A 24,274-nucleotide genomic window follows, 5' to 3' on the forward strand; every position below is an offset into this window, starting at 1 on the left:
ATTATGCCACGTAAAATAGCTTTGGTCGGTGTCGGTAAAATCGCCGTCGATCAACACATCCCCGCGCTCAATGCATCTTCGGAATGGGAACTTTCCGCAGCCGTATCACGTAACACCGTTGTGGATGGTGTGCCAAATTTCACCGACATGGATGAGATGCTAAAAGCGCACCCCGAGGTCGAAGTCGTGTCATTGTGCATGCCGCCAGTGCCACGTTTTGCCTATGCCCAAGCTGCGATTGCAGCGGGTCGTCATGTGATGCTTGAAAAACCTCCGGGGGCCACATTGTCCGAGGTGCATACCTTGGCTGATTTGGCGACCAAAGCGGGTTTGACGCTGTATGCAACTTGGCATTCGCGCGAAGCTGCCTTTGTTAAAGCTGCGAAAGCGTGGCTGGTGGGTAAAACCATCAAAAGCTTTACTGTGACGTGGCACGAAGACGTGCGCAAATGGCATCCAAACCAAGATTGGGTGTTCGAAGCGGGCGGCATGGGCGTTTTTGATCCGGGTATCAATGCGCTGTCGATTGTGACCGAAATTTTGCCCGATCCGATCCACTTGAAGTCATCGGTTTTGGACTTTCCCGAAAACCGCGATACGCCAATTTCTGCACAGCTTGATTTTTATCATCCCCATGGCGGAACTGTGACGGCGGATATGAATTGGGATCATTCCGGCGATGATGTTTGGCAAATCGAAGCTGTGACCGATGCTGGCGTTTTGACGTTGAAAAACGGTGGTGGCGTGTTGTTGATTGATGGTGTGGTCCAAACAGGCGCAGAAGATGGCCTGTCTGGGGAATACCCGAACCTTTACGCCAATATGGCGCGACTGGTTGCTGACGCGGCATCCGATGTCGATCTGCGTCCAATGCTGCATGTGTCCGACGCGCTGACTTTGGGCAAACGTAATGTTGTCAAAGCGTTCGATTGGTAAAATTTTACCGCTTAACTGCGAGCTAAGAGCGGTTTAAGCCGCTTTTACCTGTGTGCCACATTGTTTTGCAAAGATATAAAAGAGGGGCGTTTTTCGGAGCGCCCCCTTGTCTTTTGCTGCGTGGTCCTAGATCACATTTAACAAATGATCTGAGAACACTTCTAAAAGCGCTTCAAAAGAGACAGCACAAATGAAATTTTTCCCGATGTTTCTGCGGATGGCAGATCGCGATGTGGTGATTGTGGGCGGCGGTGAAACCGCGGCGCAAAAAGCGCGCCTGATGTTGAAATCCGAAGCGCGGATCACCTTTGTCGCACCGGAATTAGACGTCGAATTACAAGCGCTTGTCGATGAGAAACGTGCGTTTCACAAAAAAGGTGCCATTACGCCAGACCTCTTTAAAGGCGTGGCTTTGACCTTTGTTGGCACTGGGTGTCCGGGGATAGATGCATCGATCCATGCCTTGGTGCGCGAAGCTGGTGCTTTGGTCAATGTCGTTGATCAGCCGCACCTGTGCGAAGCCAATACACCCAGCCTTGTGGACCGCGACCCTTTGGTCGTTGCGATCGGCACCGAAGGCGCGGCCCCTGTACTGGCGCGGCAGATAAAAACGCATTTGGAACAAGTGCTTGAACCGAACCTTGGCGATCTGGTTGCTCTGGGAGGGCGGTTGCGCAGCGCTGCGGCCCAACAGGTGCACAAAGACAAACGCCGTGCATTTTGGCGCTGGGTTTATGATGGAAAACCACGCCGTTTGTTTGCGCGCGGGGCAGGGCGCGAAGCTGCTGAATTGATCAAAGCCGCGATCCAAAATGGCGGCGCACCGGATGATGCGGACGTTGGGCAAATTTCGTTGGTGTGTGTCAGTACCACTGAGCCAGATTTGATGACATTGCGCGCCGTGCAACGTTTGCAAGAGGCCGATTTGATCATTGTTTCCGATGAAAGTTTTACGTCAATTTTGGAACTGGCCCGCCGCGATGCTGATCGCGTTGTCGTAGGCAAAGATCGCGGCACAGCAGATTGGCGGTTGTCAGATCAACGTAAATTGGCCCAATCTGAACGCGACAAGGGCGCGCGTGTGGTGTGGCTTGTACCTGCCCGCGACGCTGACCGCGCCGCGATGGGATTAGAAACTGACACGGAATGTGTGCCGGCTGTTACGATTTAGGAGTGTCTTTATGAACGATGTGAAAACGAGTAATCTTGAAACACGAATTGCCCAAGCCAAAGGTGATGAGATTGCGGATATCGTGCTAAAAGGCGGGCGTATTTTTGATCTGATGACAGGGGAATTGATCACAGGGGATGTGGCGATTTGCGGTGATCGTATCGCGGGAGTGTTTGAAACCTATACGGGCAAGCAAGAGATTGATGTCACAGGACAAATCCTTGTGCCGGGGTTTATTGACACGCATCTTCATATTGAGAGTTCGTTGGTCACACCGTTCGAATTTGACCGCTGTGTGACGCCGCGCGGTGTCACAACTGCGATCTGTGATCCGCATGAGATTGCCAATGTGATCGGGCTTGATGGTATTCGCTATTTCCAAGAGGCATCCGAGCACACGCTGATGGACATTCGCGTGCAATTATCGTCCTGTGTGCCGTCAACCCATATGGAAACGGCGGGGGCTGAATTGTTGGCCGATGATTTGAAACAGGTTATGGGGCATCCGTCGTCCATTGGGCTGGCCGAATTCATGAATTACCCGGGGGTGATGTTGCGCGATCCGCAAGCCATGGCCAAGATCAAACTGTTCGAAGATCAGCATATTGACGGCCATTGTCCACAGCTGTCAGGGCGCGATCTTAACGCCTATATCGCCGCAGGTATTCGGACCGAACACGAGGCCACAACGTTTGAAGAGGCGCGTGAAAAGCTGCGCAAAGGAATGCGGGTGTTAATTCGCGAAGGATCTGTGTCTAAAGATATGCACGCGTTGCAGCCGCTTTTGACGGATATCACTTCGGCTTACATGTGCTTATGTACGGATGATCGCAATCCTTTGGATATCGGTGAACACGGCCATTTGGACTATATGATCCGCACACTGATCGCGCTTGGTTGTTCGCCTTTGGCGGTGTACCGCGCGGCAAGTCTGTCAGCCGCTGAAGCTTTCGGTTTGAAAGATCGCGGCATGATTGCGCCAAGCAAGCGCGCGGATATTGTGGTGATCGATAATTTAGAAAACTGCAATGCTTCCAAAGTGTTCTGCGGTGGTGTTGAGGTGACGCATAAGAATTTTGAGGCCCGTTTGGAGATCGCTCCAGTGGCCAGAAATTCTGTTCAAGCGCCCCGTGTGAGTGCGCAAAGTTTCCGCACCACCGGCAATCGTGAAGAGACAGATGTTATTGGCATTCTCGAAGGCAAGATCATCACCGAGCACCTGCACGAGGTGATCCCAATTGAGGATGGTGATAAAAAGCCCGATCCCAAACGCGATTTAACGCGGATCACCGTGATTGAACGACATGGCAAAAATGGCAATATCGCCAGCGGATTTGTTAAAGGCTTCGGACTGCAAGCGGGGGCGATTGCGTCGACTGTTTGCCACGATCATCACAACATTGCCTGCGTCGGTGTGGACTATGATGATATGGCACTGGCCGCCAATCGCATGAGTGAAATCGAAGGTGGGTTTGTCGTGGTCAAAGACGGTCAAATCCTTGCTGAATTGGCTTTGCCCGTGGCAGGATTGATGAGTCTTGAGCCGTTTGAGGTGGTGCGCGATACGCTTGTTGATTTGCGAGCTGCGGCAAAAACGCTTGGGGTGACATTGGAAGAGCCGTTTTTGCAGCTGGCCTTTTTGGCATTGCCGGTTATCCCCGCGCTTAAAATCACTGATCGTGGCATGGTGGATGTGCATAAATTTGAAATCATCAGCTAGGTGGCTGTGATGTCATGAAATGTTGTGTGTTTTTTGCGTTGTTTTGGGGGCGTCTCCGCTATAAATCTGTTTAAATTCATGTGATTAAAGCTCAAACTTCAGGGGCTGTAAAAGGTTCCGAGGCAAGCTGATTTAGTCTTATTTTTAAGGCAGGCATGAGTTTTGAATAGCAAGCCAAATGAAACAAACACCAACGCATAATTGAAACCTTGTTTTAGCAATAGGCCCCATTGAGTGTGATCGATGGTCGGGAGATGGTGAACACTCTGGTCTGATTTGTACCGTCATGGAGGGTATATAATCTTGTTTACAATGGCTTCGCATTGTAGCGTTCTGTCATTGCCGTTAGGCCGAAAACACAAGGATGCAGTAAATTTATGCAAAGTGAACGGTCGCTAGCGCCAATTCCAGTCAATGTCGATATGATATTCCCTCTACATAGCTTTGCGGCCACACCCCGATTGTTGAATCAACCATGACCTGCTTTACGAATTTTGAATTCAGCCTTGCCTCTGCCTCTGTCGGAGCACTTTGGGTCGTCTGTGCATTTGTTGCGGTGTGGGTCGCACGGAACAATAACTTTGCTGGAAAGCCTGCGTTTATCGTCGCATTCTCGGGGATGCTTTGGTGGTTTTTTACGGTCGTCATTGATTTGAGCTCACATGGGCTACCATGCAAGATGTTGTGGTCTTTGGCCGCGTGGCCTGGGATTGTGTTACTTCCGATGGCTTGGGCGTTTTTCTTGTTCGACTATACGATGAACACCAATCAAGCGCGTAAGCCGTTCCGCTTGATGTTGTATATTATTGTGCCCACAATAGTGAGCATCGTTGCCACCACAAATGGCCAGACGCATCTTATTTATGGCGTGGATACCCAGCTTGTGGACACTGGGGGCAAAGCATTCGTTGTATATGACCATGGTCCTTTCTTTTACGTTGTCGCCGCGTTCCTATACCTCTTTGTCATGAGCGCCTTGAGCGTGCTCATCTATGCCTTTTTCAAAGCTAAAAAGAGCGTCCGGCCTTTTTTGGGGGTCCTGTTCATCATCACGGCGACTCCATTGGTGGCCAATATCGCTTATGTCGGTTGGGGGATGGCGCTTTTCGGGCTTGATCCGACACCATTCATGTTTGCTGTGGCTCTCATGGCATTCAGTTGGTTGATTTTGAACAACTCGATGATGGATACGGAAGCCCAAGGGCGAAACCTTTTATTCTATGCCACACAAGACCCTGTGATCATCATGGATGCAGGTGGTAAGTTTGCCGGTGCAAATTCTGCGGCAAAATTGTTATTTGGCACACAGATGCCGAAAAATGGCGACACTGTGGATCACTTAGAAATAATTGGTCCGAGATTGCAGGAATTCAGAGAGACCGGCGAACTGAACTGTGCAGAGGCTATCCGGCTGGGGGGGCGTGTTTTCGATTTGCGGACCCTGCCAATTGAAAGCCCAATCCAGACTAAAAATAATCTGCTGGGGTGGTCCGTTTCACTGATGGATATCACGGAAAGGGAACGCTCGGCTGAAGTCCTGCGTGAGGCGGTGGCACATGCGGAAGCCGCAAACCACGCGAAGTCCCAATTTCTTGCAATGATCAGCCACGAATTGCGCACCCCTATGACATCGGTCAAAGGAGGATTGGATTTGGCGCTTCACGGGGCCTTAGGCGAGGTTAGCGACCCTTTGAAAAACGTGCTGACCATCGCTCAAAGAAACAGTCTTAGGTTGTTGAAGCTCATAGATGATGTTCTTGATCTTCAAAAAATCGATCTCAAAGAAATCAATCTTAAGTTGCAGGATTTAAACTCACAAGAATTCTTGCAGGACATTATCGAGGAATACGATGCCTATGCCTCGAAAGAAAATATTAAGCTGGACATCATTTCAGATGGCAAGAGTTGGCCGTTGCGCGCCGATATTCATCGGTTGAAGCAGGTCGTTGGGAATGTAATTTCGAATGCCGTTAAGTTTTCTCCAGAAGGAGGACATGTCGAATGCTCAACGCATGTGGTTGGCTCGAATTTGAGGTTTTCAATTAAAGATAGTGGAATTGGCATTCCACAAGGCAACGAGGATCAAGTTTTCGGGCGTTTCAACCAAGTCCCGAGTTCCTCGTCCAAGGCGTCTGGTGGGTCCGGCCTTGGGATGAATATTGCCAAGCTTCTGATCGAGCATATGGATGGTTCTATTTCATATGAAAGCCACATTGGCACCGGCACGACGTTCTACATCGACATACCGCTTTCGCCCCAAGGCGATTTGGGACAGGCGACATAAGACGTTTCAGGTTATGATTGTTGCAAGATAGGGCGTCATTCACAAGAGTGGGCGTATTGATCACGTGCTGCGTCATTAATCCGTGCGCCACAGGATTGCCCGTGGGTATCCAACGTCACATCAGATGCAGGGAAGTTCCACGATGAATGTTGTCCCTAGGCCATCGTTCTTGCTGTATGCGATCTCGCCGCCCAGCGTTTCCATTATGCGTTTTGAGATGTTCATACCTAGACCCGTGCCGCCGATTTTTCGCGTGTCCGAAGAGTCGACTTGCGTGAAGGGGTCGAAAACCGTGTCATAGTTATCTGGTGAAAGCCCCATACCACTATCGTTAAAGAGCACGCGAGCGGTGTCGCCATCCGTTTCCATAGATACGAAAACATTACTTCCCACAGGTGAATATTTGGCTGCATTCGACAGTACATTCGAGAACACTTGGCCCAAGCGCTTTTTGTCAACGGATACCACGACATCATTTCTGGGCGGTGTCGCCACGAATGTGACGTCTAGCTTCGCAGCGTAAGGATTGTTGTTAGAAATGGCATCCTCGACGGCATGCCACAGCTTGATGTCCTGAAAGTCAAACAGCATCGCTTCTGTTTCGATGTCTTGCAGATCAAGAATTTCGTTTATCAAACCGAGAAGACGTTCACTGTTGCGTTGCGCTGCCTGCAAAAGAGCTTCGGCTTTTTCGGGTATTTCACCCACTTTTCCTGACGCCACGATATCGACCGCGCCCTTAATGACTGTCAAAGGTGTTCGAAGCTCATGACTCATCGTCGATAGAAATTCAGTTTTGGCCTTATATGCAATTTTGGATTTTTCGTGTTCATTGCGCAGATTTCTGAGTTGGGACAATTGAGACTTATAAAAGTGCTGATAAATCCGTGAGCATTCGACGATGAAAAACAGCACAAAGATACTGGTAAAGAGTTGCGCCCAAAGTTCTGAATGAAGCGGCGCGCCCGTAATAACAATGTCTCGAACAGGGATGAACAGAAATGCTAAACCATAACACGCGAGCCGCAAGAACAAGGCCGACGGCAATTGGTGGTTGTTCATTGACGCAAAAAGAGCCGCAGCAAACAAGAAAAATAGCGGCATAAAGTGCGGGATCGGCCCCTGCAGGGTGGCGATCCAGATCGCATATGTGATGATCACGGACGCACTTATGAGAGTGCTGATGGCTATCAATATATGAAACTGACGCACCTTGCGCACATCGAACGTCTGGCAACGCAGAATGCGGCGAAACAAATAGAAGTCGAATAATTCTGACGAGAGGATCATCGCCAAAACCACACCGGCCAACACTATATCGTAATAGAATGCGGCTAAGCCAAGAGCGGCCAAAAAAATCACCTGACGTTGCCACACCAAGGAAATCCCAAGTTGACTATAGTCACGTAGTTTCTGGGCAAGGATGTCGACGTCAGCGTCACACATCGCGGTTAATTTTCTAAACGGCACGTACACATCTATCTCTCATCATTTCATTCGGCGCCTAAAATGTAACCGCGGTTATTCATTTTGAATCGCCATCTTCGTTTGATCCAACGCCGACCTTGACTAGACCCTTTGATTGGGACGAAATCATGATCAATGATGCAATAAACTTTGCCTTTGATTACTTAAATAGGTTGATTGAGGCAAAATCATGGTCAATGATGCGGCAAATTAGTGTTGATCTATATAATAAAAAAGAAGTGCGGACCGCAGGCCGCGAGCATGAGCAGGCTACCAAGTGATTGAAAGCAAAAAGGCCAAACGAGCCTTTCCCAAGCTGCTTCCGCAGCACGAGTTTGATTGTAAAGAGCCGTCATCTATCAGGCGGCCTTTCTTTGCTTTTGGTTCGGGATCGAAAACGCCACGCGAAGCTGAGCCCGAGACTGTGAAGGTGCCACAGCTAGAAGCAGAACTGCCAGTGGATAGTCCGTTTGAAATTGAGGCGACAACGCTTTCGGTGCGTAACTTTCACGAATATGGCGATCTTTACTCTCGCTATTTGCGCGGCCGGCGTGACGTGTTCATCATTGAAAAAGGATGGCAGTTGCCAGAAACCGATGGCATGGAGTTCGATCAATATGACACGCCACTTGCGCGGTGGATTGTTCTGCAAGGCAACGGCACAGTCTTGGGCGGTGCCCGCATTTCACCGACAACGGCGCAATGCGGTAATCACAGCTATATGTTAAGAGATGCGCAGCTTGGTCTGCTTCCAGGTTTGCCTGCCGACATGCTTGATGAAACGGCCCCTGTTGATAAAGAAATCTGGGAAGCAACGCGGCTATTTTTGACAGAAGCCGTGCCAACAGAGCTGCGTATGCAAGTTCAAAGCAGCTTGATGCTTGAAATGGCTGCCGCAGCACGCAGTGTAGGGGCCACTCATATTATTGGTATTGTTCCGGCGGTATTTAAGCGCTGGTTGAAGCGCATTGGCATGACTGCGACAGAGATGGGCCCGGTTAAAATCATTGATGGTGATAGGGTGCAAGCAGCGTTAATGAACGTGGTCGATGGTGTAGCTTGATCACATCAAACACATGACGTGAAAAGTATCACTCCAAGTGACAAAACATGTTTTGTTACTCTAGTGCCTTTGTGGATTTGCAACTCTAGCCTGAAACGCATTTGTCCAAACGTCAACGATTTCCGAAGCCACAGTTGTTGGGTCCAGCGGTTTTTTGATGATTGAATATGTGCCGCAATTCATGAACATTTCCTGATCTTCATGCGTAACTTTTTCAGTCATAAAAATGGCAGGTGTTTGATCAAATCCGGGGATCTCGCGTAAGCGCCGAAGTGTTTCGATACCGTCTAATTTCGGCATAGTCACATCGAGTAGGAACAAATCCGGAGCGTACTTTGCAACGACTTCAAGAGCCTGACAACCAGAGCTGCATTGAACAATCGATAGACCACCGATCGCATCTAAAGCGCGCTTGGTGGTTTCCTGAATGTCCTGTTCATCTTCGATGTGCAGAATTAATGGTGCAGCGTTCGCCATGAGAGCTTTTTCCTTTTGCTCACTAAGAAAATGATGTCCAAGCTGGAACTGAATTCTGATCATTTACGGAACATCGAAGCTGTTACATCTATGATGTACGCAGACAAGACGAGAGCAAATTTGGACAACTTAATGTTCCGTTTTTATGATCTAAGTTTGTGGCGTAATTATGCTAACAAAAGGTTAACAATAGGACGGAAGCGGACAGGTTGGTCTTTGGTTTGTATTTCAATCGACGTAATCTGCGCTGCGGTATGTCTTGTGATTTTATTCATGAAATCAATAGCTTGGTCCGATTGGATCAATGCGGCTATGGCTCTGACGGGAGTAGGGGCAAGTTACTGTGCAAAAGTCACGGCACGTAGTCGGTTCTTGATCAGTACAGATAAATGTCAGCAGTTTTTCTGATTAAACGTTGCAGCCCCTAGAGTGGTTGGTTCACCTATATACCGAAGCCTTTTTTGGTTTTAGGGCCAACAATATCTTGGTTTTGGTGGCCTGACTGCGCAGGAAAAGAGTGACATCGGTAAAGGTCAATTCGGACGCTACATAGCGGAGTGTGCCACTTTTACCGGAAATGCGCCTCATAATTGTCATGTTTCCTCCTTAATAGACTTTTATCTTGAGAACAATATGGTCGAATTCACTTGATTGTGGTTACACTTGATGTTGAAAGGTCGACCAAATAAGGGGCCATTGAATATGATACGAACTGCTTTTTATGCTGCTACATTTGCAGCCTTTGCCTTACCAGTTGCCGCACAAACTGTTTTGACTGTCTCAAATGATGACAGTTCGTTAGAGTACGATCTCGCTGCACTTCAGGCTTTGCCTCAAGTAGAATACGCGACGAAGAATGCGTTCATTGATGGCTCTAGTGTGTTTTCAGGGCCTCTTTTAAGGGATGTGCTTTCGTCTTCGAATTTGCTTGATGATGAGATGGTTCGAATGGTCGCCATTAATGATTACGAAATTTCGTTTCCCGTATCGGATGCGCTTGAATTTGATGTCATCATTGCAACCCAGATGGACGGCGCGCCCATGTCCGTGCGCGAAAAGGGACCATTGTGGGTTATGTACCCAATTTCGTCGGACCCCAAGCTAGAGGATTCAATCTATAAAGGTCGGATTATTTGGCAGCTTGAGGAAATCATTGCGGAATGAAACCACGCGCTTTCCAGCTCAAGCTGGTTCTTTTTGGCTTTGCGATTGCAGGATTAATTGCCGCAACCCTTAGCCTCGTGGGCTTGCGTACTCAGATTTTACAAGTGGGTGATAGCTCGTCAACGGGGCCGATCTGGTTCGTGACGGCAATTGAGCGCGACGTTCAAGAGTTCCAGATCGCCATCGCCAGCTATGAATTGGGTTTGGGGACCTTTGAAAATGCGAACCTGAGGTTCGACATTCTTTGGAGCCGTGTTAGCGGGGCAAATCGTGGGGAAGTCGCTGATAAATTGTTAGAGTATCAGGTCGACACATCGGTCATTAATCTGCTGCAAGTTAAACTGCTACAGTACGAGCAGCTTGTGATGAACATTGATACGGCGAGTCCTGCATCGATCCACAGTATGATCAATGACTTCAATATTTTGAACCGCGACATTCATGGATTGGCACTTGACGTCCTGCAGGCCTCATCGAATGAAACACGAGAGTGGCGTGAAGCATTGCTCCGTATTTCTGGTGAGAATGTAGCGATTGGGGTTGCCATTGGGCTGACGGCACTGGCTTTGATTTTGTTACTGCGATTGGATGCTGTCGCAGCCAGAAATCAACTTGCGGAAAAAGATGAGCTTTTAATTGCCGCAGAGGCTGCCAATCTGGCTAAATCGGAATTTATTGCTGCCGTTAATCATGAACTCCGTACCCCTTTAACGTCGATCAGTGGGGCCATTTCGCTCATGGGGTCGGGCGCTTATGGTGAGGTTCCTGAAGCGTTTAAAAAGCCCATTCAGATCGCGTCGCGCAATGCCAAGCAGCTTGGCGTTTTGATTTCAGACTTACTGAATGCTGAAAAATTGTCGTCAGGAAGTATGAATTTTCATGCCGATGAAATGGATTTAGCATCCTTTCTAACTGAACAGGTTGAAAGTAATAAACCGTATGTCGAGACCTTCAATGTAGAGTTGTCTTTAAACGCCAATTTGCCCAAACTATCTGTGCGAGGAGACCGCCAAAGATTGGGGCAGGTCTTAGCCAATTTGATCTCAAATGCAGCTAAATTTTCTAACGCGGGCACCCAAGTTGTTATAGGCTTGGAGCGGGTTCAAGACCGCGCTGTTATAAGTGTAAAAGATCAAGGTAGAGGGATTCCTGAATCCGCAGGCGAGCGACTTTTTGAACGTTTTCAACAAGTTGATTCGTCTGACGCTAGGGAGCGCGGAGGCACCGGCCTAGGGCTTTCAATTGTCAAATCTATCGTTGACGCACATGGTGGTACGGTTTGGTATGATAGCGTTTTAGGAAAAGGGACGACGTTCTATTTTGACCTTCCATTAGAATCCTAAATGAGTAAGCTGCATATGCCGAACCTCTTTTCGGCTTGCATTCTTTCAAGACGAAAAAAGGTTAAAGACATGAACGTTTCCTCGACCCTGATCGCTAGTTTTGCTGTTCTGGCAATGGCCACGCCCCAATTGGTATTTGCAGACGAGGTTCGCCCCGGTGTCACCTTTGCGGGGACCGTTGAGGCAGACGGAACGCCCCGTGCGGAAATGCAAAAAGTTATATTTGATTTCGCCGCGGCGTGGACCACTTGTGAACCCGAATACATGACTTCATCGTTTCATGATGACGTGATTTTCTCATACCCGACAACGACGGTTACGGGACTTGATGCGATGTTGGCCGATCTGGATTTGTTCTGTAATCAGGCGACTGACACCAGCTTTTATTTCCCAGAAGACGCATTTTACATTGACACAGAAACGGGCCGAGTGGCTGCAGAAGTGCAATTTCGGACATTCCAAAGAGGCAATCGCCAAGTTGTAAACGACGTCTGGGTCGCCACGATCGTTGACGGGCAGGGCGCTATTCTCAAGGAATACTTAGATGGTCGCGTAAAGGATTTGCAAGCTCTTGGTGTCCTTACGCTTGAGGAAGATCCTAAAATGCTAACCCCTTGGCCACCCAGAACCGAAGAATGGGAAACATGTTTCCCAATTGCCAAATCCGCGCCGGTCAACAGCTGTCCACCAACCTAAACGTACCCTCATATCCTGTAGATTTTCAGGCGAGCAATGCAGATGCGTTGTTCGCCTGTTTTATGTGGGGCGTGCAGTGATACCTATTGTCGATGTCTCGGATTAAAGCGTCATTGCGTTCTCGACAATATGGAGCCCCTTGGGTCTTGGGTCTGTGACATTGAAATGGTTATGACTAAATCCTGCGCGGAGGAAATTTGACTTTGAAGGTTGTGCCAGCGCCAAGCACGCTTTCATAGTCTATGGTAGCATTGTGCTGTTCGAGGATTTTCTGGCAAATGTGCATGCCTAGCCCGGACCCAGCCTGCGAACGGGTGTCAGAGCTGTCCACTTGTGAGAACAGGCCAAAAACCTTTGCCTTGGACCCTTCTGGAATGCCTGCGCCATCATCTTTTACCGTGATCTGTGGGCCTGTGTCCAAGCAGTGCAAACCGATTTCGACGTTGCCATTTGGCTTTGAAAATTTGAATGCGTTGGATAGCATATTTGCGATGACCTGATCCAATTGCGTTTTATCACCATTCACAAAACAAGGTTGCTCAACACCTGATACCGACAATTTTACGGCTCGATCCGCAGCATAATCTTGGTATGCTATAGCCGATGATTTGATCAAGGTGGCGAGATCAACAGGGTTAAGTACGGCTTTGGGGCTGCTGAAATTCTCTTTTTGAAGAGTTAGGATATCGCCGATCAAATTCAGAAGCCGTTCGCTATTTTCGTAAGCGATATTGATTAAACGTTGTGTTTTCTCTACGTCGGCATTTATTGCGTTGCCCTTCATCAAGCCGAGCGCGCCTTTGATCGAGGTTAGAGGGGTGCGAAGTTCATGGCTGACAATTGCCAGAAATTCACTTTTGGCTCTTTCTGCCGCGATGACTTTTTCCATTGAACTTTGCAAAGATGACGTCATCTCACCCAATTCGAGATTTCGGGCTTCAAGTTCTCTTGAATGTTCAACTAAATCTAACTTTTCTCGGTGCGATATCAACAGAGCTGTGATTGCTTTTCCGATCTTTGAAAGAGACAACTTTACTTCATCGGAGTAAACTTTGGGTTTGATATCCAGAACGCACAGTGTGCCAAGTCGCATTTCGGGTTCGGGTTCTAAAACTGTCCCTAAATAGGATCTAATATTTGGCGCGTCGACGACGAATGGATTGTCAGAAAATCTCTCGTCGAGCAGTGCATCTGGCACCTCAAACTGTTGGCTGCCCATAATTGCATGCGCACACATGGCAATTTCTCTGTCGGTTTGGCGCAAATCCCCAACGCCGATGCTTGCCAGAAAATTTTGCTGCGTTTCATCAATGAGACTGACCAATGCGATAGGCGCGTCGGCCAAGTTTGATGCCACTTCGCATAGCCCTTGAATTTCATCGATAGGATGCGAAAGATCGAGCCGTAAGTTTTGAAGAAAAGACAGCCGTTCAGCTTCATTCGTGGGGATTGGAACTCTCATATAATCTCCCTCTCCTACTTAAATTAAGAAAGCTGCAGTATCGGCCTTGGGAACAAGTCCCACGCAGCATGTTAACCGTCTGTATGGTTCTGAAATAGACTGAAAAATCGCGTTTTCTAGAACGTAGTGTGCCCAGCCTTTAGCCCTAAACGTTTATTGTTCTTTGTATTATGCAATGATTTGGAATGTTTGTGAATAAATTAACTTTATGGCTTAACTTTTTTCTGAAAGATAAAATTTAGCCACCAAAACTTGAAATACATCATGCATTTTAGGTGTGTCTTCAAAGCTCGTAGTGCTGATTTTTGTCAAACGCTTTGCGTGCCAAAATAGCGGTGAATAACAAGAACAAGCAAAAATGATCTATGCTAAACGTGACTGATAAGGAAGTGGTTTGAGTTATATGTCGATTAAATCAATGGCCTGAAATGCTACACGCCTGTTCGTCGCAGCGCCGCAGCTTTTGCTTTGCCTAACACAATGGGGGCCATTTTGTGTGTCGAGGCATTGAAGAAAACCATCACCAAATACAGTAAGTCCTAGATCATAAATACCGACTAGCGATCCCCGGCGCCGCATTCGTTGACGTAGAACAAACCAAAATACGGCCTGACAACAACCAGATCGCACCGAGGGAAAAAGTGATTTCTTAAGTGCTTTTAGCGCATATGTTTCAGGTCGTCTGAATGCCTCGATAAGCCTGGTGTCAGCGGAAACAAGCACGCCTGTAACGCGTGATATATATCAGGTTTTCCAGCAAAAATTGTACTTGTAGCATTGCCTGCATTGTCAATTTCAGGGAACCAACCACCATGCGTGTGATCAATGAAGTTGGCATTCGCAAACGTCCATAATTTACGATACCAGATTTCATCGGCTTCACGGCGCTCTAACTTAATTAGTGCAGCGATTGCGCCAATGGCTTCGGTAACTGGCCACCAAAAGCGTGCAGAAACGTCAACGTCACCGCCAAATTTAAGTGTGTATGCAAGTCCGCCATCTGGCAGTGACGCGTCATGTAGGGCGCGTTCGATAAGGTGTCGTGCCTTTAATGGAGCGTCACATGGCGGACGACCTTTTAGGTCCCAGTGTTGCAACAATAGTCGTCCCAATTCAAATGAATGCCCGGGTGTCGTGCCCGCGGGGCGGAACATCGGGTCTCCTGCATAATCATGGTCAATGTCCCAGTTTTCAGTGTAATGCTCTGGCAAACGCCAATCATTTTGCGGCGCAATTTTGTTAATGAAAAAATCTAAGATGCGGCCAGCACGATCTAAGTATATTTCGTCTCCTGTTGCTTCATAAGCCGTCAAAAGCGCTTCACTTGCATGCATATTTGCGTTCATGCCGCGATATGTAGAAAATGGGGTCCAGTCTCGGTTTAGCTCATCGCAAAACAGCCCAGTGTCTTCCTCCCAAAAATGCTGATCCAGAACCTTGCTTGTATTTTTGAGCATCGCGTCGGCTGTCGGGTGGCCGGATTGCTTCGCGCTTGCCGCGGCTAAAAGAACAAACATATGCCCATAAGCGAGCTTACGGTCGTCGACCATTTCACCATCGTTTAGCGCCCAAATGTAGCCGCCAAAAAACGAGTCGTGGTGATGGTCGGACAGATAAGACATACCCTGTTCGATCACTTTGTCCGCGTCAGGGTGCCCCCAAATTTTGGCAAGGGCGTACGAATGAACCAGCCGTGTTGTTGTATGCAGTTCTTGCGTTTTGTTGGCGAGGGGAATGCCCGAATGGTCAAGTGTTGCAAACCCAGCATCGGCTTGCAGGCTATGCGCGAAAAATGCGAGTTGCTGATCTGCCTGTCGTGCAAGCCAAGTGCGATGGTCTGCATGGTCGATCCAAAAGCCTGAATAGTTTTGCGGGCCAGGGGAGGTCGTTACATTCATTTTGTTTCCTTTCATGATCATCCGGCGAGCGGCGAGAGATAGCGAGCACCACGCCCGGGAAGTAACGCACGCGCGGCATGCATGATCGCGTTCGCATCCAAGCCGTGAAGGTGGTAAATGTCTTCGATCGTCCCCGCTTGACCGAAATGCTCGACGCCGAGAGATTTAGTACGATGCCCCGTGACGCCGCCCAACCAGCTTAGTCCAGCAGGGTGGCCATCGGTAATCGTAACCAGACCTGCGTCGCGAGACACAGACATGAGGAGAGCCTCAATATGAGACTGCGCCGTCGTGTCGCCACGTTGCCGTGCGCGTTCTGCCGCTTGCCAACCCGCATTGAGCCGATCCGATGATGTAACTGCAAGAACTGCGACGTCGCGCATGTCCTCTGCCAATAGTCCCGCAGCGGAAATGGCTTCGGGAGCGACGACACCCGTATAGGCGATGATGACACTTGTGGAGGCAGTTAGCGGACGTAGCCAGTAACCACCTGCGATGATATCTTGCGCCAATGAATCCGTCATTGTGCGCTCGGGTTGTTCCTGCGGCAAAGTGGATAAACGTAAATAGAGTGATCCGCCTTTTTCATCGCGCAACCAGTTTTCTTCTGTCTGCGTCGATGAGCCAGTGCGTTGCATATAGTCAAAACCCCAGCGCATGATCACATCCAGTTCATCCGCAAAGGACGGTTCAAACGTGGCCAATCCATCCTGCGCCATACCGATCAGTGGCGTCGATATTGATTGATGCGCTCCGCCTTCATGGCTGAGCGTGACGCCAGATGGCGTGGCAGCAAGCATAAACCGCGCGTCCTGATAGCAGGCATAATTCAGTGCATCGAGGCCGCGACATATGAACGGGTCATAGACCGTTCCAACTGGCAAAAGGCGCTGTCCAAAAAGAGAATGCGAAAGACCAAGTGCGCCAAGGAATGTGAATAAGTTATTTTCGGCGATGCCTAATTCGATATGCCGCCCTGCTTTGTTTCGTTGTCATTTTTGGGTTGAGGGGATTGCCTCATCACGAAACACGTCGGGCTGGTCGGTCTTTGCGAATAATCCCGTTTTGTTAATCCAAGGGCCAAGATTTGTGGAAACCGATACGTCTGGCGATGTTGTCACGATCCGCTCTGCCAGTTCAGGAGCATCTGCCGCAATTGCAGCCAATATCTGCCCGAAAGCCTCTTGCGTGGAGGCATTGGATTTGATGCGAGGGGTAAAGGGCTCGGATATTGGAATTGCTGGCGCAGTAAACCGTCGATACCCACGCGCGTTAAACTGATTGGATTCAAGAAAGTCACGCATTTCGGATTTGGGTATGTTGATGCCCGCAAAATGTTCCCATTCGTCCCCAGCCGAAATGCCCATGTCAGAGCGCAAACTTTCAATTTGACTGCTTGTCATGATGCCAGCGTGGTTGTCCTTATGACCAGCAAGCGGCAACCCATGGCCTTTAACTGTATAGCAAATGAAACAAACGGGGCGGTCGTGACTGATGGCATTCATCGTTTTCGCCATCAAAGCCGCGTCATGCCCAGCTAAGTTGCTCATCAGTTGAGCAAGCGCTATGTCGTCATGGTCAGCCACAAGCGCCAATGCTTCGTTGTCGCCCACAAAATCCGCTTCCAATCGGGCGCGCCATGCGGCTCCTCCTTTAAACGTAAGTGCTGAGTAAAGCCCGTTATCACAGCCATCGATCCAAGCGCGCAGTTGCAGACCTCCCGGCTTTTTAAACGCGGCTTGCATAAGCGTGCCGTACTTGAGTTCAATGACATCCCAACCGCAAGCTACAAAGATGTCGCGGAACCGTGCATTCAAACCTTGAGTTACAACCCCGTCAAGTGACTGCCGGTTATAATCAATCACCCACCAGCAATTGCGCAAATCGTGCTTGGCGCCCTCAAGAAGCGCCTCATAAATATTGCCTTCATCCAACTCGGCATCACCTACAAGTGCGATCATCCGCCCCTTTGGGCCTTTCAGCCAACCATGACCTGCGAGATAATCTTGTGTCATACTTGCAAATGCGGTCATCGCCACACCCATGCCAACTGAACCCGTCGAAAAGTCCACGTCATCGCAGTCCTTTGTTCGCGAAGGGTAGGGCTGCGCCCCACCAAACCCGCGAAAATCTTGCAGTTGCTGAAGTGATTGATTGCCCAACAAGTATTGGATTGCGTGAAACACAGGGCTGGCATGCGGTTTGACGGCCACACGGTCCTCTGGTCGCAGCACATCAAAATACAAAGCGTTTAGAATTGCATTCATTGAGGCAGACGACGCTTGGTGGCCGCCCACTTTGATGCGCCCCTTTTCGCGGATGTTGTTTGCGTTGTGGATCATCCACGACGATAGCCAAAGGGTCTTTGCTTCCAGGGCGCGACGGATTTCAGTCTTGCGTGTCATTTCAGGCCTCGTTTGTATTGGTTTGCCGCAGAGCGACACCGTCCGCCGCAAAGGCATGTGCATTTTCAGACTGAATACGTAGCCCCAATCGGTCGCCAGTTTTTGCTGGGATGTTTCCGTGTTTGCGCACCAAAATCGGGCCAAGGCCTTCAACATCGACATAGATATTGGTGTCAGATCCAAGATGCTCAACGACGTCTGCAATGCCGATCAAATGCCCTGCATTTACATCGACGACATCGATATGCTCAGGGCGAATACCCATCTCTACGGCGCGTTCAGTACCCTTGAGATGCGGTAGCGCGATGGCAACGCCATCCGCGGTCGTGACCTTATTCTTGCCGCCAGTAACGGACACAACGTTCATAGTTGGCGATCCAATAAATTGGGCAACGAACTTGTTGGCAGGCCTTTCATATAACTCGAGCGGGCTTCCAACTTGTTGAATATCACCGCCATTGAGCACAACAATGCGGTCTGCGAGCGTCAAGGCCTCAACCTGATCGTGGGTGACGTAGATCATCGTCGCACCCAGTTTTTGGTGCAACCGCGCAATCTCAAGGCGCATCTCGACGCGCAGTGATGCATCTAAGTTGGACAATGGTTCGTCAAACAAAAACGCGCGCGGGTCGCGAATAATGGCACGGCCCATTGCGACACGTTGGCGTTGGCCACCCGAAAGCGCTTTTGGCAGGCGCTCCGTCAGCGCAGTCAGACCAAGAGTGTCTGCTGCCTGCTTGACGCGAGACATCCGTTCGTTGGCAGGATCTTTGCGAATTTCCATCGAAAATCCCATGTTCCTTGCCACATCCATGTGCGGATAAAGTGCGTAAGACTGGAACACCATCGCGATGTCACGGTCACGCGGCCGCACATCGTTCATGCGCTCTCCACCAATCAGGAAATCGCCTTGGGATATGGGTTCTAGCCCTGCAATCATCCGCAATAGTGTTGATTTTCCACACCCGGATGGCCCGACGAGCACGATGAATTCGCCGTCTTTTATATCGAGGTTAATGTCCCGCAGCACTTCGACAGTCCCGTAGCATTTCACGACGTCTTTGAGTTCTATACGCGCCATAATGGTCCCCTATCCTTTGACGGCGCCGGACGTCAGTCCTTGCACCAAGTAGCGTTGAATGAAGATGAAGAAGAGACAACTTGGAATGAGCGCCAGCACACCTGCCGCCATCATTTGTCCCCAATCGACCGAAAATTTTGACACGAAGGTCAGCAAACCAACTGGGAAAGTCATGGCCTCGTTCTTTGAGATGAGCATGAGAGCAAATAGCAATTCTGACCAAGCAGCCGTGAAGACAAAGCCGAGCGTGGCGCCAAGTCCGGGCAAGGTAAGTGGAAAAATAACTTTACGTAGTGCTTGGAACCGCGAGCAGCCATCCATCATCGCGGCTTCTTCCAAGTCCTTTGGGATGCCGTCAAAAAATGACTGCATCAGGAAGGTCGCGAATGGGATGTTAAACGCCGTATAAACGACGATCAAAGACGTGAGGGAATTGAGCAACCCTAGCGACGCCACCATTTTGTAAATGGGCGCGATGATCATCAGCAGTGGAAACATTTGGGTTATCAACATGATGGCGATAATGATTTTTTTGCCACCAAAATCGAACCGTGAAAAGGCGTAGCCGGCGCCTGCCGCTATCAACGTTGTCGCAGCCGCGGTCCCCAAGGACACATAAAGAGAGTTTCCGAAATAATACAAGAAATCAGTCTGAAACAGAACTGTCCGGAAGTTATCGAGCGTTAGGGAAGACGGCCAAAGAGTGGTGCCTTCCGAGAAAATCAATTGATCCGGTGTGATCGCGATTTTTAACAACCAATAAAGAGGGAAGAGCGCAAAGGTCAAATAGGCAAGTAAAGCGGCATATTTACCAGCCGTTAGGATGGGTTTCGAGCGTGCAACTGTCATGATATCAGCCTCAAGTCTTGACCAGCTTCTTACGAAGCCAAAGTAGGAAAACCGCGTAGGTCAGGAGAATAAAGAGTAGGGCGACGGCGATTGCTGATGCGTATCCGAAATCGAGTTTACGGAATGCGGTCGTGAAAATATAAGAACTGACAATTTGGGTCGAGTTCGCCGGTCCACCGCCTGTCATCACATAAATAAGGTCCGCAAAGTTAGCGATCCAAATCGTGCGCAACATCACCGTTATGGCAATCATCGGGGCAAGAAATGGCAGCGTAATCTTGGTAAAAACCTGCCATGCAGACGCGCCATCGATTTCGGCCGCTTCGTACATATCGTTAGGAATAGACTGTAGTGCGGCTAAGAGAGTGATGGCAAAAAACGGGACACCAAACCAGATGTTGGCAACGATCGGCCCCCACATTGCAAGATTGGGGTCGCCCATGATGTTATAGGGTTCTGACAATATTCCAAGGCTCGCCATCCAGTGCGGAAGCGGGCCGATAACGGGATTAAAGAGCCATGCCCATGTCAGCGCTGATAAAAAAGTCGGAACGGCCCAAGGTAGAAATACGAGCGCCTGAAATAACTTTTTACCGTAAAATTGGGTGGTCAGGAGCATCGCAAGGCCTAAACCCAGCAGAAACTGGAAACTGATTGACCAGAACGTCCACCAAAATGTGTTTTCGAGAGCGAGCCAGAATTTACGATCAGACCAGAGCTTTTGATAGTTTTCCAAACCAACCCAACCGGTGTCGAATGGCTTGAGCAGCTCAATGGACTGGAATGAATATGAGATACCGATAATCAGCGGGATCATCATGACTATGCCGATCAGGAAAATAGCTGGCGACAGATAGAGGTAGGGCTCAACCAAATACTGCCAATAGAGCGAGCGTCGTGCCCGGGTTCCCCCGGGCAAAATACTTTTGGAAGTGCGATCGGTCACTGATTTGCCTGCCAATTTGCATACTCGTCTGTGAGCAATTCCGCCCATTCGTCGGCGACGTCTTGTGCTGTGCGCTGCCCTAGCAATGCTTCTTGGCTTGTTTCAAGAAGAACGCTGCTCGCAAAATAGCCCCATTGCTCAAGATAGGTGGGCATTGTCGTTGGCTCGTATTGCTCTCCGTTTAGCGTATCAAACCAACCTTTGAACTGCTCGGTCTGGAAAAACGGATCTTGGTCTGCGCCCTTGTGGATCGGAATAACGCCAACGCGTTGTGCCCAAACCGAATTCGCCTCAGGTGAGGAAAGGGCCGCGACAAGGTCAAAGGCTTCGTCTTCATGCTCGGTCGAGTTAAAGATGGACCAGCCTGCAAATCCGATTGTTGGGAATGCCTTGCCCGATGGACCAACGGGCATCGGGATCACCGCAAAATCGTCGGCAGGCATGCGCTCGGAAATCGCTATCAATGCATCTGGATCTTGATCCAAGAACGCACAGGTGCCGGAATAGAAGCCAGCCACAATTTCGTTAAAGCCCCAGTTGACACTATCACGAGGGGCATTGCCGTTTTGATACATATCAATCATGAACTGGATGCCCTCAACGGAGCCTGGCTCGTTGATGCGGCTGACACCATCTTCTGTGAAGAACTCATTCGAGCCATTCATCGTTGCAGCAAACATGATCCAGCCGTTGGTACCGCCAGGGCCGCCGCGCAAACAATAGCCGTATTTGCCGTCAAGTTCGGAAACTGCGGCAGATGCAGCCATAAACTCTTCCATCGTTGTAGGTGGATTTTCAATACCAGCTTCAGCCAACAGTTTTTTATTGTAGAACATTGCTCGCAAATAGAAACCATATGGGATCATGTATAGATCGCCTGCTTGGCTTCCCATTGCGATGGTCTTATCGGTCAAAGTAGCACCATGTTCCCATCCGGCAACGTGATTTGTCAGGCTGGCCAACTGGCCAGCTCCGGCATAAAGCGCCTGCCACACGTCGGGCATTTCAACCACGTCAGGGATGTCGCCACCCGCAACCATAGTTGCCAATTTTTCGAATGCTTGGCCCCATGGCAAGCTGACGATTTCGACCGTCACATCGGGGTTGTCGGCTTCAAATTGAGTAACCATGCCTTGCAGAACTTCGGTGCGCTCAGGGCTGGTGATTACCTCCACCAATTTAAGCGTTGTTTCCGCATAAGACGCACTTGCCATCATCATGACAGCGGCACTTACGCCTGTTAATAATTTCTTCATTTTTGTCTTCCTCCGTTGTTTTGTAATGAAGCGTCTTTTTACCCTTTCAGGTCGCGCTTTGGCTTAAGGCGGACATGAAATCCGCCCAAAGATCTTCTGCATCTTCCAACCCAAGGCTCATACGAACCAAGTTGGGTGAGACGCCAAATGCTTGCATCGAGTTTTTCTCGCCAGCCTGTGCGAGCCCGACGCGGGCTGGTAGGATTAGGCTTTCAAAGCCGCCCCAGCTGACGCCCAGTCTGAAATGCTTCAGTGCATCACAAAACTTTGGAATGTCGACATTATCGTTAAACTCAATGGATATAAGTCCACTTCGCCCAGTCAGTCCGGGCACTTCATTTGCACCTGGGCTATTGATTTTTACGACTTGCGGCACTGCGGCCAAGCGATCGACAAACAGGTTCGCCGTTGCCTGATGCTGCATCATGCGGGCATTTAAAGTGCGCAATCCTCGGGTCAGCAGAAAGGCCTCAAAAGGTGCAAGCTTTGCGCCCAAAAGCGATAAGGTCAGATCACGGATGCGGGCGATGTGGGGTTGGGATGATACCACGACGCCCGCAACCGTATCCGAATGACCCGAGATATATTTCGATGCCGAGTGGATGACGATGTCGATACCGAGAGTTAAGGGGCGTTGAAAGACGGGGCTTGCCCATGAATTGTCGATCATCGTGAGCGTGCCGTGCCGCTTTGCAAGCTGCGCAACTTTTGGAAGGTTTAGTGGGGTGAAAATGACCGAACTGGGGCTCTCAAGAAAAGCAATTCCCACACCCGCTAATAGATCTTCATTGTTCTCAAATTCTGCTGCTGAGTGATAGCTGATCTCTACACCGAAAGGGCGCAAAATGCGTTCCATAAACCGGTAGGTATCGGGATAAACATGTTCAACGCAGGCAATGCGATCCCCTGGCTTTAGGAATGCGAGCAGAGTTGACGAAATCGCAGCAATTCCTGACGCAAACCCAACGGCGGCTTCGCCGTGTTCCGCCTTCGCCATCAGCCCCTCAAATGCAGCGACTGTCGGGTTTTGAATTCGTGTGTAGATCGCTTGGTTTGTGCGACCAGCCATGCGATCTTCAAAGTCTTTGTAGGTGTCAAATGAGAAAAGCGAAGTCTGTACGATTGGCGGCGTGATTGCCCCACTTGAGTCTGACAAAACTTCGGCCATCAACGTGGAAATGTTCTGGTCATTCATCATGACTGCTCCTCCATGACTTCACGCACTTCGGCTTCGACCATGTCCATAATTTGCTCCATATACGCGATTGCGATTTTGACTTCGCCAGCAACGATTGCTTTGGCAAGCGGCAGGTGTAACGGGATCGTCGCTTGTCCTAGGTGGGCACGCCCAAAAGGGGCCTCGTAGATGGCGTTGAACCCGTCTTGGATTTGCCGGATTAATTGCTCAAACAGAGGATTCCCTGAGGCTTCATAAATTGTGATGTGAAAACCATGGTCTGCCGTGCGCCAGTCTTCACCGGCCTCATAAACCGCTATCAGCTCTGTTGCGCGCGCCAAAATCACACGGCCCTGTTGTTCGGTCACGTTTCGGCAAGCAACCCTGACGACTTCAATTTCAAGTGGGCGACGCACAGCGTGGGTTCTCAAAAGGCTTTCGGCTTCCAGTTTCAACGTCAATGGCATGTGAAGATCATTGGATGAGACTTCAGCAGCAAGGCGCGTTCCAGCTTTCTTATTGCGGGTCACAATTCCCATATTTTGCCATGCAATAAGCGCCTCACGTACTTTCGAACGCCCAACATTGAGTTTTTTCGCGATCTCGATCTCTGGTGGAAGCCTGTCACCAATGCCAAGACCGGCGCGTTCGATCATCAGCGTCAGTGCCTCAAGGACATCTCTGCCGTTTTCCGACGCGACAAGGTGTTCAAGCATTTCGGCGTCTATGGGCTTAATTTTTGAAGCGGAAACTTTGCTCACTCTTCTTCTTTCCAAATAGTTATTTTCTAAATGCTATATTTAATGTCATACATAATCAACATAATGTATGACATTAAATATATAATAAAAACAATACATTGAAAAATTCACCTGTCAA

Annotated in this window: 19 protein-coding genes and 1 pseudogene; 9 read left to right on the forward strand and 11 right to left on the reverse strand. The window is 49.4% G+C overall.

Annotated features, from left to right (window positions below):
• The first annotated feature begins 3 nt into the window (after nt 1-3).
• The 4 genes from BM025_RS04810 to BM025_RS04825 all read left to right on the forward strand — a co-directional run bounded on the left by BM025_RS04810 (nt 4) and on the right by BM025_RS04825 (nt 6,111).
• Nucleotides 4-936 carry a Gfo/Idh/MocA family protein gene (locus BM025_RS04810; protein ID WP_085847666.1) on the forward strand — a complete coding sequence of 311 codons (933 nt, stop codon included), beginning with the start codon at nt 4-6 and terminating at the stop codon, nt 934-936.
• A 190-nt stretch (nt 937-1,126) separates the two neighbouring features.
• Nucleotides 1,127-2,107 carry an NAD(P)-dependent oxidoreductase gene (locus BM025_RS04815; protein ID WP_085847665.1) on the forward strand — a complete coding sequence of 327 codons (981 nt, stop codon included), beginning with the start codon at nt 1,127-1,129 and terminating at the stop codon, nt 2,105-2,107.
• A gap of 10 nt (nt 2,108-2,117) precedes the next feature.
• A complete protein-coding gene (ade, locus tag BM025_RS04820) occupies nt 2,118-3,827 on the forward strand; it encodes an adenine deaminase (protein WP_085847664.1) in 1,710 nt (569 codons plus the stop codon).
• Between the two features lie 475 nt (nt 3,828-4,302).
• Nucleotides 4,303-6,111, forward strand: a complete 1,809-nt coding sequence (locus tag BM025_RS04825; RefSeq protein WP_085847663.1) for a sensor histidine kinase — start codon at nt 4,303-4,305, stop codon at nt 6,109-6,111.
• A gap of 120 nt (nt 6,112-6,231) precedes the next feature.
• Here BM025_RS04825 and BM025_RS04830 read toward each other — a convergent pair whose 3' ends face one another.
• Nucleotides 6,232-7,581 (reverse strand): sensor histidine kinase, encoded by a 1,350-nt coding sequence (locus BM025_RS04830; protein ID WP_139204531.1) that lies wholly within the window; start codon nt 7,579-7,581, stop codon nt 6,232-6,234.
• 125 nt (nt 7,582-7,706) lie between these two features.
• On the opposite strand from BM025_RS04830, the gene BM025_RS19100 reads away from it, so the two are divergent.
• Both BM025_RS19100 and BM025_RS04835 read left to right on the forward strand, forming a co-directional pair.
• Nucleotides 7,707-7,859, forward strand: coding sequence for a hypothetical protein (locus BM025_RS19100; protein WP_170842116.1), 153 nt, complete (start codon nt 7,707-7,709; stop codon nt 7,857-7,859).
• A gap of 149 nt (nt 7,860-8,008) precedes the next feature.
• Nucleotides 8,009-8,641, forward strand: coding sequence for an acyl-homoserine-lactone synthase (locus BM025_RS04835; RefSeq protein WP_244515463.1), 633 nt, complete (start codon nt 8,009-8,011; stop codon nt 8,639-8,641).
• Between the two features lie 60 nt (nt 8,642-8,701).
• Here BM025_RS04835 and BM025_RS04840 read toward each other — a convergent pair whose 3' ends face one another.
• Nucleotides 8,702-9,118 carry a response regulator gene (locus BM025_RS04840; RefSeq protein ID WP_170842117.1) on the reverse strand — a complete coding sequence of 139 codons (417 nt, stop codon included), beginning with the start codon at nt 9,116-9,118 and terminating at the stop codon, nt 8,702-8,704.
• Between the two features lie 702 nt (nt 9,119-9,820).
• Between BM025_RS04840 and BM025_RS04845 the strand changes: the two genes are divergently transcribed.
• The 3 genes from BM025_RS04845 (at nt 9,821) to BM025_RS04855 (ending at nt 12,321) form a co-directional block, all read left to right on the forward strand.
• Complete coding sequence (locus BM025_RS04845) at nt 9,821-10,282, forward strand: putative pterin-binding protein (RefSeq protein WP_170842118.1); 462 nt, start codon at nt 9,821-9,823, stop codon at nt 10,280-10,282.
• Entirely contained in the window at nt 10,279-11,625 is a 1,347-nt protein-coding gene (locus tag BM025_RS04850) for a sensor histidine kinase (protein ID WP_085847659.1), read from the forward strand. The genes BM025_RS04845 and BM025_RS04850 overlap by 4 nt, the downstream gene beginning before the upstream one ends.
• A 69-nt stretch (nt 11,626-11,694) precedes the next feature.
• Complete coding sequence (locus BM025_RS04855; protein ID WP_085847658.1) at nt 11,695-12,321, forward strand: nuclear transport factor 2 family protein; 627 nt, start codon at nt 11,695-11,697, stop codon at nt 12,319-12,321.
• Between the two features lie 175 nt (nt 12,322-12,496).
• On the opposite strand, the gene BM025_RS04860 is transcribed toward BM025_RS04855, so the two are convergent.
• The 9 genes and pseudogenes from BM025_RS04860 to BM025_RS04900 form a co-directional block, all read right to left on the reverse strand.
• Nucleotides 12,497-13,783 carry a GAF domain-containing sensor histidine kinase gene (locus BM025_RS04860; protein WP_085847657.1) on the reverse strand — a complete coding sequence of 429 codons (1,287 nt, stop codon included), beginning with the start codon at nt 13,781-13,783 and terminating at the stop codon, nt 12,497-12,499.
• A gap of 659 nt (nt 13,784-14,442) precedes the next feature.
• Nucleotides 14,443-15,681, reverse strand: coding sequence for an AGE family epimerase/isomerase (locus BM025_RS04865; RefSeq protein ID WP_085847656.1), 1,239 nt, complete (start codon nt 15,679-15,681; stop codon nt 14,443-14,445).
• Nucleotides 15,682-15,698: 17 nt separating this feature from the next.
• Nucleotides 15,699-18,086, reverse strand: a pseudogene (locus BM025_RS04870) (transketolase-like TK C-terminal-containing protein).
• Nucleotide 18,087: 1 nt separating this feature from the next.
• On the reverse strand, nt 18,088-19,167 hold the full coding sequence (locus BM025_RS04875; protein WP_085847655.1) for an ABC transporter ATP-binding protein: 1,080 nt from the start codon (nt 19,165-19,167) through the stop codon (nt 18,088-18,090).
• A 9-nt stretch (nt 19,168-19,176) separates the two neighbouring features.
• Complete coding sequence (locus BM025_RS04880; protein ID WP_090875186.1) at nt 19,177-20,016, reverse strand: carbohydrate ABC transporter permease; 840 nt, start codon at nt 20,014-20,016, stop codon at nt 19,177-19,179.
• A 10-nt stretch (nt 20,017-20,026) separates the two neighbouring features.
• Nucleotides 20,027-20,962: a carbohydrate ABC transporter permease gene (locus BM025_RS04885; RefSeq protein ID WP_244515465.1), complete on the reverse strand. Its 936-nt coding sequence runs from the start codon at nt 20,960-20,962 to the stop codon at nt 20,027-20,029.
• Nucleotides 20,959-22,218: an ABC transporter substrate-binding protein gene (locus BM025_RS04890; RefSeq protein ID WP_085847652.1), complete on the reverse strand. Its 1,260-nt coding sequence runs from the start codon at nt 22,216-22,218 to the stop codon at nt 20,959-20,961. The genes BM025_RS04885 and BM025_RS04890 overlap by 4 nt, the downstream gene beginning before the upstream one ends.
• A 46-nt stretch (nt 22,219-22,264) precedes the next feature.
• The gene (locus tag BM025_RS04895) at nt 22,265-23,416 is read right to left on the reverse strand and encodes an aminotransferase class I/II-fold pyridoxal phosphate-dependent enzyme (RefSeq protein ID WP_085847651.1); all 1,152 of its coding nucleotides are present in this window, start codon (nt 23,414-23,416) and stop codon (nt 22,265-22,267) included.
• Nucleotides 23,413-24,156, reverse strand: a complete 744-nt coding sequence (locus BM025_RS04900) for a FadR/GntR family transcriptional regulator (RefSeq protein ID WP_244515467.1) — start codon at nt 24,154-24,156, stop codon at nt 23,413-23,415. The genes BM025_RS04895 and BM025_RS04900 overlap by 4 nt, the downstream gene beginning before the upstream one ends.
• Nucleotides 24,157-24,274 lie beyond the last annotated feature (118 nt).

Origin of the sequence: Pacificibacter marinus (genome assembly GCF_900109555.1) — a bacterium.
Taxonomy (GTDB): domain Bacteria; phylum Pseudomonadota; class Alphaproteobacteria; order Rhodobacterales; family Rhodobacteraceae; genus Celeribacter; species Celeribacter marinus_C.

Bases quoted from the DNA above. Each gene is read 5' to 3' on its own strand.
- BM025_RS04825 (WP_085847663.1), top strand. From the start codon at position 4,303: ATGACCTGCTTTACGAATTTTGAATTCAGCCTTGCCTCTGCCTCTGTC.
- BM025_RS04840 (WP_170842117.1), bottom strand. From the start codon at position 9,118: ATGGCGAACGCTGCACCATTAATTCTGCACATCGAAGATGAACAGGAC.
- ade (WP_085847664.1), top strand. From the start codon at position 2,118: ATGAACGATGTGAAAACGAGTAATCTTGAAACACGAATTGCCCAAGCC.
- BM025_RS04850 (WP_085847659.1), top strand. From the start codon at position 10,279: ATGAAACCACGCGCTTTCCAGCTCAAGCTGGTTCTTTTTGGCTTTGCG.
- BM025_RS04855 (WP_085847658.1), top strand. From the start codon at position 11,695: ATGAACGTTTCCTCGACCCTGATCGCTAGTTTTGCTGTTCTGGCAATG.
- BM025_RS04880 (WP_090875186.1), bottom strand. From the start codon at position 20,016: ATGACAGTTGCACGCTCGAAACCCATCCTAACGGCTGGTAAATATGCC.
- BM025_RS04890 (WP_085847652.1), bottom strand. From the start codon at position 22,218: ATGAAGAAATTATTAACAGGCGTAAGTGCCGCTGTCATGATGATGGCA.
- BM025_RS04845 (WP_170842118.1), top strand. From the start codon at position 9,821: ATGATACGAACTGCTTTTTATGCTGCTACATTTGCAGCCTTTGCCTTA.
- BM025_RS04815 (WP_085847665.1), top strand. From the start codon at position 1,127: ATGAAATTTTTCCCGATGTTTCTGCGGATGGCAGATCGCGATGTGGTG.
- BM025_RS04810 (WP_085847666.1), top strand. From the start codon at position 4: ATGCCACGTAAAATAGCTTTGGTCGGTGTCGGTAAAATCGCCGTCGAT.
- BM025_RS04895 (WP_085847651.1), bottom strand. From the start codon at position 23,416: ATGATGAATGACCAGAACATTTCCACGTTGATGGCCGAAGTTTTGTCA.
- BM025_RS04860 (WP_085847657.1), bottom strand. From the start codon at position 13,783: ATGAGAGTTCCAATCCCCACGAATGAAGCTGAACGGCTGTCTTTTCTT.
- BM025_RS19100 (WP_170842116.1), top strand. From the start codon at position 7,707: ATGATCAATGATGCAATAAACTTTGCCTTTGATTACTTAAATAGGTTG.
- BM025_RS04865 (WP_085847656.1), bottom strand. From the start codon at position 15,681: ATGAATGTAACGACCTCCCCTGGCCCGCAAAACTATTCAGGCTTTTGG.
- BM025_RS04875 (WP_085847655.1), bottom strand. From the start codon at position 19,167: ATGGCGCGTATAGAACTCAAAGACGTCGTGAAATGCTACGGGACTGTC.